The sequence below is a fragment of the Methylomonas paludis genome (assembly GCF_018734325.1).
GTDB lineage: Bacteria > Pseudomonadota > Gammaproteobacteria > Methylococcales > Methylomonadaceae > Methylomonas > Methylomonas paludis.
The window spans coordinates 2,565,621-2,578,016 of record NZ_CP073754.1 but is presented as its reverse complement, the minus strand read 5'-3'; the positions used below and the strand labels follow the sequence as shown (position 1 = coordinate 2,578,016).

General features: G+C 48.1%; 9 protein-coding genes. 7 read left to right on the top strand and 2 right to left on the bottom strand.

The window, feature by feature from the left end:
- Positions 1-22: 22 nt before the first annotated feature.
- Together urtA and KEF85_RS11570 are read right to left on the bottom strand one after the other, a co-directional pair.
- Positions 23-1,327, bottom strand: a complete 1,305-nt coding sequence (gene urtA, locus KEF85_RS11575) for an urea ABC transporter substrate-binding protein (protein WP_215580731.1) — start codon at positions 1,325-1,327, stop codon at positions 23-25.
- Positions 1,328-1,350: 23 nt separating this feature from the next.
- Entirely contained in the window at positions 1,351-2,583 is a 1,233-nt protein-coding gene (locus KEF85_RS11570; RefSeq protein WP_215580730.1) for a hypothetical protein, read from the bottom strand.
- Positions 2,584-2,844: 261 nt separating this feature from the next.
- Between KEF85_RS11570 and KEF85_RS11565 the strand changes: the two genes are divergently transcribed.
- From KEF85_RS11565 to KEF85_RS11535, 7 genes are all read left to right on the top strand, one after another.
- Positions 2,845-3,609: a hypothetical protein gene (locus tag KEF85_RS11565; protein ID WP_215580728.1), complete on the top strand. Its 765-nt coding sequence runs from the start codon at positions 2,845-2,847 to the stop codon at positions 3,607-3,609.
- Positions 3,610-3,665: 56 nt separating this feature from the next.
- Positions 3,666-7,040: a hybrid sensor histidine kinase/response regulator gene (locus KEF85_RS11560; RefSeq protein WP_215580726.1), complete on the top strand. Its 3,375-nt coding sequence runs from the start codon at positions 3,666-3,668 to the stop codon at positions 7,038-7,040.
- Positions 7,037-7,960: a response regulator transcription factor gene (locus KEF85_RS11555; protein ID WP_215580724.1), complete on the top strand. Its 924-nt coding sequence runs from the start codon at positions 7,037-7,039 to the stop codon at positions 7,958-7,960. The genes KEF85_RS11560 and KEF85_RS11555 overlap by 4 nt, the downstream gene beginning before the upstream one ends.
- A gap of 126 nt (positions 7,961-8,086) precedes the next feature.
- Positions 8,087-8,881 (top strand): prolipoprotein diacylglyceryl transferase, encoded by a 795-nt coding sequence (lgt, locus tag KEF85_RS11550; protein ID WP_215580722.1) that lies wholly within the window; start codon positions 8,087-8,089, stop codon positions 8,879-8,881.
- A gap of 63 nt (positions 8,882-8,944) precedes the next feature.
- On the top strand, positions 8,945-10,042 hold the full coding sequence (gene prfB, locus KEF85_RS11545; protein WP_215580720.1) for a peptide chain release factor 2: 1,098 nt from the start codon (positions 8,945-8,947) through the stop codon (positions 10,040-10,042).
- A gap of 131 nt (positions 10,043-10,173) precedes the next feature.
- Entirely contained in the window at positions 10,174-11,670 is a 1,497-nt protein-coding gene (lysS, locus tag KEF85_RS11540) for a lysine--tRNA ligase (protein ID WP_215580718.1), read from the top strand.
- Positions 11,671-11,828: 158 nt separating this feature from the next.
- Positions 11,829-12,308, top strand: coding sequence for a flavin reductase family protein (locus KEF85_RS11535; protein WP_215580715.1), 480 nt, complete (start codon positions 11,829-11,831; stop codon positions 12,306-12,308).
- Positions 12,309-12,396 lie beyond the last annotated feature (88 nt).

Below are 12,396 nucleotides of genomic sequence, written 5' to 3'. Positions count from 1 at the left end.
ATGGCGCTCCAGATGAAAACCCTTACTTAAAGTTCTGTCCTGAACATTTTTTGGTTTTGGTGTTGAAGTTGCCGCAACTGATGGGTGGGGTCCAGTCGGCAATGATGGGTTTACTTTCCGGCAGGAAATCCGACCAGGCATCGCCGTCTACCAGTTTATTGGTTTGCCAGACGGTAACGAACTGGCCGTCACCCTGAATTTCGCCTATCAACACCGGTTTACTGATGTGATGATTAGGCAGCATTTTGGATACGCCGCCGGTGAGGTTGGGGAATTCCACGCCAATGATGGCTTTTTGCACAGCTTCAGGGTCGGTGGTGCCGGCCTTTTCAACTGCTTTTACCCACATATTGAAACCGATGTAATGGGCTTCCATCGGATCATTAGTTACCCGTTTCGGGTTTTTGATAAAGTCATGCCATTGCTGAATGAAAGCGGCATTTTTGGTAGTATCCACACTCATGAAATAATTCCAGGCCGCCAAGTGTCCAACTAGGGGTTTGGTATCCATACCGGACAGTTCTTCCTCGCCCACTGAAAAGGCGATAACAGGAATGTTTTCTGCGGAAATGCCCTGATTACCCAATTCCTTGTAGAAAGGAATATTGGCATCGCCGTTGATGGTTGATACCACTGCAGTTTTCTTACCGGTTGAACCAAATTTTTTGATGTCAGAGACGATGTTTTGCCAGTCGGAATGGCCAAACGGAGTGTAGTTGATCAGAATATCTTTGGCTGCTACCCCTTTGGATTTCAGATAGGCTTCCAAAATTTTATTGGTGGTGCGTGGATAAACGTAATCGGTACCCGCCAATACCCAGCGTTGTACTTTTAGATCATTCATCAAATAATCAACTGCCGGAATGGCTTGTTGATTAGGCGCAGCACCGGTATAAAACACGTTTTTGGACGACTCTTCGCCTTCGTATTGCACCGGGTAAAACAACAAGCCATTCAGCTCTTCCACCACCGGCAATACCGATTTGCGTGATACCGATGTCCAGCAACCGAAAATAGCCGCAACTTTATCCTTGGTCAGCAATTCTCGGGCTTTTTCGGCAAACAACGGCCAGTTGGAAGCAGGGTCAACGACAACGGCTTCCAGTTTTTTACCTAGCAGACCGCCTTTTTTATTTTGCTCGTCTATCAGCATCAACATGGTATCTTTCAGGGTGGTTTCACTGATAGCCATGGTGCCGGATAAGGAATGCAGCACCCCAACCTTGATGGTATCTTCCGCCAATACCGGCGTGGCAGTGCTGAACAATAAAGTAGACAGGGCTGTGTTTAGCGCCAGTTTGCGGACTAAATGCGAAAATTTAAACATAGTGTTTATCCTGTGAGTAGAAATTAGATTTGCCATTGAAAGCCAAGTATCATGGCGTTGACTTTGTCGCCGCTGGCGGTAGAGGTGTAGTTCAGGCCTTTGCTCAGCAGATCGCCGTATTGCCAGCTCAGTGAGACTTTGGCGTTATGGCCGTCGATGATGTAGTTCATGCCGGCTTCATACATTTCCCGGCTAGAGCTGGTCGATGGCGCTACATTGACATAGCGAATGAACGGTTGGGTTTGCCCGATCCAGATCTTTTCCGGGATTAAATACATGCCGCTGACATCATAGGCATCACCGGCAAACATGGAAAAGCCGCCGCCTGCGTTGCGCGAAGCCAGGCTATAGCCATTGGAAATATCGTAGTTTTTATATTCGCCGTTAAAAGTGGCTACACCACCGCCAGGTAAAACTTTTTCAACCAGAACATCAACTGAAGTACCACGGAAATTGCCGGGATCGGTGACAGTGCCGGCGCCTTGAGCCTGGTATTGATTGGAAGCAGCAATAGTGAAAATATCACCACCTTTGCCGTAATAGGTGCCCGAGGTGTAATAACCGGGATTTTTTTCGACTTCCCAGAAGTTATAGGCAACCCGCTGGGCATAAAGTACATTATCGTTGACGTTGGCACCGCCACGTAAACCACGGAAGAAGCCGACGGCATATTGCAGACGCTTATTAAACAGTGCCCCCCAAACCGTGGCGCCATCGTCCCGGCCATAAGAACCGGCAGAAGTGCCGTCGGATTTGATGACAACATTGTAATCGGCCGGCTCGAATGGTGTGCCGCCGCCAAAAGTGTTGTAAATAGAGCTGTAGAACGGACCGTTCATTTCCCGGCGTTCGGCTGGCACCAGCATTCGACCTACCCATAGGTTGTACATGGAATCGACTTCAAATTTACCGATAGCGTCAAGTACCCGGACTTCACCACCATTGCCGCAGGTTTGGCAATCGGTGTTAAATTCCACTTTCAGGTATTTATGGATTTGACCATTGATGTATAAACGAATATTGTCCAGGTTAAAATTATTGTTCCATTGATTATTGTTCAATCCTGCTGAGTTTTCCTGGGCACTAAAGCTGGAGCGCAAACCGGCACCAACGCTGATCCATTTGGTGTCGTCTATTTTGAAAGTGGCTCCGGCTACGGTAGAGCTTGCGTAGCCGCTGGTCAAGGCCGAAATAGCCATAGTACATAACAGCCGCTTATGTCGGCCTACTATCGATTGCTGGTTAAATTCACTCATCGGTATCCCCTAAAATATAAGTCAATGCAGATAGATCTGTAAGCGATTGCTGGCAGAACCGCGATTAGATTTTTAAATTTTCAAACACATTGCACAATCAGGTGAATGACTCATCAGTCATTTGACGTATAGCCGGAACTAGCTGAATTTATTAGAGTATCAGCAGGGTTTTCGCTGATGGAACGGAGTAGAGGCCGAGCTGGATCACATTGGTCCGCATCATTTAGCAGTGGTATGAATCAGACATAGAGGCAGCCGGACATGAGTAAAAAATTGAATAATCGGCTATGGGTAGGCTTGGTGTTGTTGGGGAACTGGCTGCCATCACAGTCAGTGTTTGCGGAAAGTCCGGTGACTGCTATAGCTTTGGACCTTGGTACCGGCAATATGCAGCAATTTGCCCTGGATATTTCTGCCCCGGAACTGCGAGAGCATATAGCAGCTAATCTGGCCGAATGGGGCTATCCCGTACAGAAAACCGCTGCTCAATTCAGTCATCGTCTGGTAACCGAACTGGGGATTATTTCTCATCAGAGCACACCAGTAGGCTTATCATTTTCCAGTGGCAACTCCGATCCGCGTTCCCCGGATTTTCAGAAGGCCGATGTTTTACCGATAAGTTGCCGGCTTTATCCAGCCGGCAGTGATCAAGTCCTGGCTGAGCGTACTATTACCTATAGTGTTCACGCGCTCGGGCCTGAGCAAGGTGCGGCTAAATTAACAGCAAAACTAGCCGATCAAATCAGCAGCACCTGTTTGGATGTTCTGGAAAGTCAGAAGCTGGCGGTGACCAAGCCGCTCAGCGAAACCGGTACTTTTCAACCTAAATGGCTGCCGGATGTGCGGGTGGAAGTCAAACAGGTGCAGTCGCAAATTCCGGCAGCTGCGCAAGTTGCACCGCTAACGTCTGGGGCCAGTGCCGCTGCGGCGAAACCGGAAAACAGCAATGATCAGAGTGAAAAGGAAATTATCATTTACAATCAGGGTTCGCCGCTTATCCTTAAATTTGGTCATGAGCGTCGTTGAACATTTGTGCCAAGTTCCAACTTGGCAGACCATAACCTTATGTTTAATCCCATAATGTGAACGCTATTCGTCAAAATATCACCAAAATTCGTCGCGATTACAACGCCCTGGTTGCCAACGAGACCCTGGAGGATTATGCCTTGCGTTATGCGCCGCGCAGTTTTCGTAAATGGTCGGAATTTCAGGTAGCCAATACCGCGTTTGGTTCGACTTCGTTTTTGGTGCTGGAGGCCATAGGCGGCTTTTTGTCGATTAACTATGGATTTACCAATGCCTTTTGGGCCATATTGATCGTAGGCATAGTGATATTTATCACTAGCTTACCCATCAGTTATTATGCGGCCCGCTACCATATCGATATCGATCTGCTCACCCGCAGTGCCGGTTTTGGCTATATCGGCTCAACCGTTACATCGCTGATTTACGCCTCGTTTACCTTCACGCTGTTTGCGCTGGAAGCCTCTATCATGTCTCTGGCGATAGAGCTGTATTTCCATATTCCACTGGCATACGCGCATGTCATCAGTGCCATTCTGGTCATTCCGCTGGTAACCTTCGGCATTACCACCATCAGCCGCATGCAATTATGGACGCAACCGCTCTGGCTGCTGTTGTTGATTGCGCCTTATGTTGGGGTTGCCATGCGTGAGCCGGAGGCCCTGTTGACAGTCAATACCTATTTCTGGATTGCCGGAAGCGGCCAAGGTTTTGATTGGCTTATGTTTGGCAGTGCCGCCACCGTGGCTTTTGCTATGGTGGCTCAGATTGGTGAGCAGGTGGATTTTCTACGGTTTATGCCGGATAAAAATCCGAACCACCCCTGGCGTTGGTGGCTGGCGATGCTGGCTGCAGGTCCCGGCTGGATAGTGTTTGGGGTGGTGCGGCAATTATTGGGGGCCTTGCTGGCCCATTTGGCAATACGCAATGGTATCGATCCTGTTCATGCCCATGAACCCACCCAGATGTATCTGGTAGCCTATGGTGAACTGTTTAATGATCCGCAATGGGCTTTGGCCGTAACCACTTTGTTCGTGATTTTGAGCCAGGTCAAGATCAATGTTACCAACGCTTATGCCGGTTCATTGGCCTGGTCCAATTTTTTCTCGCGGGTTACCCATAGTCACCCTGGCCGGGTAGTATGGCTGTTGTTTAATGTATTGATTGCTTTATTGCTGATGGAGTTTGGGGTGTTCGGCGCCCTGGAAAAAGTGCTCGGCTTATTTTCCAATATGTCGATAGCCTGGATCAGTACAGTAGCGGCTGAATTAATGATCAATAAGCCTTTGGGCCTCAGCACTAAGGCAGTTGAATTTAAGCGGGCTTATCTGCCTGATTTGAATCCGGTAGGAATTATTTCCACTGCGGTGTCCTCCATCGTATCCATATTGGCCTATGTCGGACTGTTTGGCGAATATCCCAAAGCCTTTTCCGCATTTATTGCCCTGGGTCTGGCATTTCTGCTGACCCCTGCCATCGCCTGGAGCAGCGCCAGACATTATCTGGCTCGCGACCGCCATCAGCATCAGCACAGTGGTTTGCAAAAATGCTCAATTTGTGAAAATCAGTTTGAACAGGAAGATGTGGCTTATTGTCCGGCTTACAAGGGTAGTATTTGCTCTTTGTGTTGCACGCTGGATGCCCGCTGTCTGGATATGTGTAAAGTGGGTTTCCGCTTTGATGATTATCTGGAAGTCATGGCCAATCGGGTGATGCCGGCATTCATGAGCCTAAACGCCAAACTGCGCTTATTGCGGTTTATGTTGATGTTTCTGTTTTTATCGGTATTGACGGGTATTTTTGTCAGTATCATTTATTATCAGGATTTGTTGTCGGTACAGCAAACCCCGGATGCTTTTGCATTATTGATCAATAATTTTCTGAAGATTTTTGCCTCATTGCTGGTGTTTATCGGTTTATGTACCTGGTGGTTGATACTCAATGCCGAAAGCCGGCGGGTTGCCCACGAAGAAACCGCCAAACAAACCCAGTTGTTATTGCAGGAAATTGATGAACATAAAAAAACCGATGCCAAATTACAGGAGGCTATCAAAATGGCAGATAGCGCCAATTTGGCCAAAAGCCGGTTTTTGAGCGGTATGAGTCATGAAATTCGTTCGCCCTTGAACAGCATTATCGGTTATGCCCATTTGTTGCATCAGGATCCCAGTATACCGGCGCACCGGCGGCAGGCTGTGGAAACCTTAAAGCGTAGCGGTGATCATTTGTGTTCCCTGATAGAAGATATCCTGGATATTGCCCGTATCGAAGCCCGCAAGTTTGATCTGAAATATCAGCCCATCAATTTTCCTGATTTTATCGAACATCTGGTTCGCCTTTATAAGCCGCAGGCGGAAGATAAGGGTTTAAGTTTTAGCTGTGAAATTGTCAATACATTGCCGCAGCGTATCCGTGGCGATGAAAAACGGGTTGGCCAAATATTAATGAATTTACTGGGCAATGCCGTCAAATTTACCAATATCGGTGGCATAGTCTTGCGTATTTCCTATAGTTGCGGTGTGGCGAGTTTTCAGGTCATCGATACCGGTAATGGTATCGATGAACAGCAACAACAGCAGATTTTTCAGCCATTTACCCGCTTGCATACCGCCAATGGTAATGCCATTGCCGGCAGTGGACTGGGGTTGACCATCAGTATGATTTTGACGGAAGTGATGGGCGGCGAATTGACAGTAAACAGCAGCTTGAATGTCGGTTCCACCTTTACCGTGCGCTTATTGCTGCCGAGCCTCAATGAAGAGACCGAAGTGGGGCAGCAGAATGCCATTATCGGTTATCAGGGGCGACGCAGGCGCTTGCTGATCGTTGACGATCAACTTGAGCATCGGCAATTATTGATGTCGATCCTGGAGCCTTTGGGTTTTAATTTATTGGAGGCTGGTTCCGGCGAAGAGTGCCTGGAAAAAGTGGCCGAACAAATACCGGATCTAATTCTACTGGATATTTCCATGACCGGCATAGACGGTATAGAAACAGCATTACAGCTTCGGGAGCGTGACTTGCGTATGCCGATTATCGTGTTAAGTGCCAATGCTTACTCAAACGATAGAGTGACGGCGTTAAATGCCGGTTGTAACGACTTTTTAGCCAAACCCCTTCAAGTTGATATTTTGCTGCAAAAACTAAAACACTATCTATCCTTAAACTGGCAATATCATCATGAACCGGTGCGGACCAATGCCGGGCCGGCCAAACCCATGAATATCCCTACTGCCGCGATTCTGCATGAGTGTATTGTCTGTATGCGCATCGGAGACATTTCCGGATTGAAAAAAGTATTGGCGCAACTGGCTGCGGGACACCCGGAATATGCCGAATTTTTTGCCAAACTCCATCAGTTGGCCGATCAGTTTCAGATCGGCGAAATCAGGCGGCTATTGAATATGGCATCTGCCCAGGAGGCTGCGCCATGACAGATATAGCCATCAGTAACGGTACCGTATTGATTGTTGATGACACACCCGGAAATCTGGCCCTGCTCTCGGATACCCTGTCCGAAGCCAATTACCGAGTCTTAGTGGCAACGGACGGTAAGTCTGCCATTGAACAAATTCAGTACATCAAGCCGGATATTATTTTGCTGGATGTGATGATGCCCGGTATAGACGGTTTTGAAACCTGTAACCGGCTCAAGGCTAATCCGGCGACTCAATGGATACCGGTATTGTTTATGACCGGTTTGAGCGAGTTGGATAATTTGTTGCGCGGATTTGGCGAAGGCGCCCTGGATTATATCGTTAAACCCATCCGCCCCCCGGAAGTACTGGCGCGTATCGAAGTCCATCTAAGCCAAATCCGAAATCTGCGTCGCGCAGAACGTTTGCTGGCCGATGCTGAGTTTGCCGCGCTGGCGGTAGATAGCTCAGGCCGGATTACCTGGCTGACAGCTGCTGCCCAACAATGGCTCGGGCAGTTGCAAATTCGACATGGTTTTCTCTGTACTAGTCAAATCAACCAGCCTTTGCCAGAACCGCTGAAGCGGGGATTTCACAACTGGCTGGCAGACAGAGCTTCTGAACAGCCTATTACCGAGTTGGCGTTGGCCAAAGGGTTTAGTATGTCGGTCAGCCGCTGCGAACATCCCGATCAGTTCCTGTTGCTGTTAAAGTCGGAAAATGAGGGGCCTGCAGATTTACTGCGGGAAAAACTAAAGTTGACCTGTCGCGAAGCGGAAATTTTAATGTGGATTGCCCGGGGCAAAACCAATAAAGAAATCGGTCTTATTCTCAGCAGCAGTCCACGTACCGTGAACAAGCACCTGGAACATATTTTTGAAAAACTCGGGGTTTCCACCCGATCTGCAGCTGTAGCGTTAATGATGCAATATGGCTAAGACATAAACTGTCTTGCGTCAGCAGTGTCGATACCTTAAGCTTGATATAGGTAAACAGGGTATTTGCGGCTACTTGGTAAGTGCAAATGTGCTGGCGGCATTTCAAACATATCAAAAAAACAGTCTATGCAACATTTCGTCTGGAATATTAATCCAATTCTATTGGAATTCGGTTTTCTAAAAATTCGCTGGTACGGCGCCATGTTTGCCACAGCCTTTGTGTTTTGTTACAGCATGATGCAATGGGTTTATCAACGTGAGGGTAAGGATGTAGAAGAACTGGATCGCTTGCTCTGGTATACGGCAATAGGCACGGTACTGGGTGCCAGACTGGCTCATGTGTTTATTTACGATCCGGCTTTTTATCTGGCGCATCCCAGCAAAATCCTGGCGATCTGGGAAGGCGGCCTGGCCAGTCACGGAGCCAACATTGGTATATTGCTGGCATTATATTTTTATAAGCGCGGTACCGATTACTCCTATCTGTGGTTATTGGACAGAGTTGCTTTCCCTTGTGCGATGGGCGGCTGTTTTATCCGGATCGGTAATTTTTTTAATTCGGAAATTCTTGGCACCGTTACCAACCAGCCCTGGGGCATCATCTTTGCCAGAGTCGATGATTTACCTCGCCATCCGGTGCAGCTCTATGAAGCGTTCTGTTATGCGCTGATTTTCTTTATCCTGCTGCAAGTCTATAAAAAAACCTACGATAAACCCATTCGCGGTTTGATCTTTGGACTGTTTACCACCCTGGTGTTTTTGGTACGTATCTTTCTGGAATTTTTCAAAACCGAGCAGGCCATGTATGAGAGTGATTTACCCTTAACCACCGGCCAATTGCTGAGTGTACCCTTTGTATTGGTCGGCATCGGTTTTGTGATTTGGTCCTTAATAAACTACCGGAAGGCTATTTGCCAATAATCGTTTATAATTGCATGTTTCGATTACCGGAAGCTGTTCCGGTATTGCGCTTGGTAAAGGTTCATGCAAGAAATTAATCCGATTAAATACAAGATAGCCGATTTGCGCGAGCGGGGCTCAGGGCTGAAAAGCTATCTGGATTTTGAGGTCAAAAGCGAAAGACTGGTCGAAGTATTACGCGAACTCGAAGATCCGGCAATCTGGAACAAGCCTGAGCAGGCCCAGGCGCTCGGTAAAGAACGCAGTATGCTGGAAGGCATCGTCAATACCATTATCGATCTGGAAAAAGGTTTGGCAGACGCCGAGGAACTATTGTTATTGGCAGTAGAAGAGGACGATGAAGAGACCGTTGATACCGTAGCCGCAGACCTTGAGGATTTTGAAAAACGTGTCGCCAATCTGGAATTTCAGCGCATGTTCTCTGGAGAAATGGATGCCAACAACGCCTTTTTGGATATTCAATCCGGCTCCGGCGGTACTGAGGCGCAGGACTGGGCTTCCATCATCGAACGCATGTATTTGCGCTGGGGCGAAAGTAAAGGCTTTAAAACCGAGCTGATCGAAGAGTCACCCGGTGATGTAGCCGGCATCAAAAGCGCCACCATCAAATTCGAAGGCCCTTATGCTTTCGGCTGGCTGCGTACCGAAACCGGTGTGCATAGGTTGGTGCGCAAATCCCCGTTCGATTCCGGCAACCGCCGCCATACCTCATTTGCATCTGTGTTTGTCTCGCCGGAGATAGATGACGATATTGAAATCGACATCAATCCCGCTGATTTGCGTGTCGATGTGTATCGGGCCAGCGGTGCCGGCGGCCAGCACGTCAACCGTACCGAGTCGGCAGTCCGAATTACCCATAATCCCAGCGGCATAGTGGTGCAGTGTCAGAGCGACCGTTCCCAGCATAAAAACCGCGATACCTGTATGAAGCAGTTGAAATCCAAATTATACGAACAGGAAATCCTCAAGCGTAACCAGACCCAGCAGGCGGTAGAGGATTCCAAATCCGATATTGGTTGGGGCAGCCAGATTCGCTCCTATGTGCTGGATCAATCCCGCATCAAAGATTTGCGCACCAACGTAGAAACCGGCAATACTCAGGCCGTGCTGGACGGAGCGTTGGATCAGTTTATCGAAGCCAGTTTGAAGAGCGGCTTATAAGTACAGGTGCGCCGTATGCGTCGGCTTAATCTTATGGATTAGCCCGATGTCCTGATCTATTGCCGGTATCGGCTCACCCTGGCAGCAGCATCTCAATCCGCTATTTTTTATTTTAAATATTGCATAAATCCATGTCAGAACTCGAACACGACGAACAGGAACAAATTAAACAGCGCCGGGAAAAACTTAATGCCTTGCGTGAGCAAGGCATTGCTTTTCCGACTGATTATCGCCGCGACAGTGTCGCGGCCAAATTGTTGGCTGCCTATGCTGAAAGCAGCGAAGAAGATTTATTGGCCAATCCGGTTCGAGTCAAGCTGGCCGGACGAATGATGACCAGACGGATTATGGGTAAAGCCAGTTTTTGCCATTTACAGGACATGAGCGGCCAAATTCAGATTTATGTGGCGCGCGACAATTTACCGGAAAGTGTCTACAACGACCAGTTCAAAAAATGGGATATCGGCGACATTCTGGGTGCGGAAGGTACGCTGTTCAAAACCAAAGTCGGTGAACTGAGCGTGCGGGTGGACCATTTGCGTCTGTTGACCAAGGCATTGCGGCCTTTGCCGGAGAAATTCCATGGTATTGCCGACCAAGAAATCAAATATCGGCAGCGTTATCTGGATTTGATCATGAGCCAGGAGACGCGCAATACCTTTGTAATACGCACCAAAATTATTGCCTATATCCGTCAGTTTTTGATTGAACGTGAATTTTTGGAAGTGGAAACTCCGATGATGCAGGTCATTCCCGGCGGCGCCACGGCCAGACCGTTCACCACTTATCATAATGCTCTGGATATGCAATTGTATTTGCGGATTGCCCCTGAGCTTTATCTCAAGCGTTTGGTCGTGGGCGGTTTTGAGCGGGTGTTTGAGATCAACCGCAACTTTCGTAATGAAGGTTTGTCTACCCGGCATAACCCTGAATTCACCATGCTGGAGTTTTATCAGGCTTATGCCGAATATGGTGATTTAATGGATTTAACCGAAGCTATGCTCAAAGGCATAGCCGAAGAGGTTATCGGTCAGTCGGTGATTGAATATCAGGGTGACCATTACGATTTTGCTAAACCGTTTGCCCGTATGACGGTATTGGAGTCGATTTTGCATTTCAATCCGGAGTTGACGCCGGCGGATTTGCAAACCCGCGAGGCGGCGGTTGTGGTAGCGGCAAAACTGGGTATTCCGGTTAAGGATAATTACGGTCTGGGCAAAGTACAAATCGAGATATTTGAGAAAACCGTTGAACACCGTTTGCTGCATCCTACTTTCATTACCGCGTATCCGGTAGAAGTATCGCCGTTGGCACGGCGTAATGATCAGGATCCGCATGTCACCGACCGGTTTGAATTCTTTGTGGGTGGTCGGGAGATTGCTAACGGCTTTACCGAGTTGAACGATGCCGAGGATCAGGCTGAGCGTTTTCAGAAGCAGGTGGAGGAAAAAGAAGCCGGTGATAACGAAGCCATGCATTATGATGCCGATTATATTACCGCTCTGGAACAGGGAATGCCGCCTACAGCAGGCGAGGGTATCGGTATAGACCGGTTGGCGATGTTGTTTACCAATTCGCCTAGCATTCGAGATGTGTTGCTGTTTCCGCATATGCGGCCCAAGAATTAAATTGGGTCGTGGCGATTGCTTTGCAATCACAAATAATGTGGCAAGCTTTAGGCTGTCATAATTGCCGGCGTGGAAGTGTAGTAACCTGTTAGCCGGTTTGGTAATGCTTGCTGCATTTGTTCATGTTGCAGCAACAAATTAAATCTTAAGAGAAGTTTATGAGTGTAGATGCGGGTCAATTTAAAAATGCGCTGAGATTATGGGCCAGCGGCGTAACCGTGGTAACGGCTTATTCAAGCGAAACCGGTCCTAGAGGCATGACAGCCACCTCGTTTAGCAGCGTTTCTATCGATCCGCCGCAAATTCTGGTGTGTCTGAATCAGAATACCGATACCGGCGCCCTGGTTTTGGCGCAGCAACAATTTGCCGTTAATGTATTAACGACTGATCAGCAAGCAGTCTCCAATCAGTTCGCTGGTGGTAGTAGCCAGGCACAGCGGTTTGCCGAAGTTGCCTGGCAATTGGGTGAAAACGCAACGCCTTTATTAAGCGAGGCTCTGGTTAGTCTGGAATGTAAAGTTGTCCAGCAAGTATTGGCGGGTACGCATTGGGTAGTGATAGGCGAGGTGCAAAATGTCGTATGCCGAACTGGCGATCCGGTTTTATATTACGACGGTAGCTATAGACAATTGAGTTAGTACTGCTTTTCGTTTATTTCAGCTTATAGTGGATTTAGTTCGGTTTTGCCATGTAAAAAATAATAACAATCAGCTAGCGGCTTAGCTA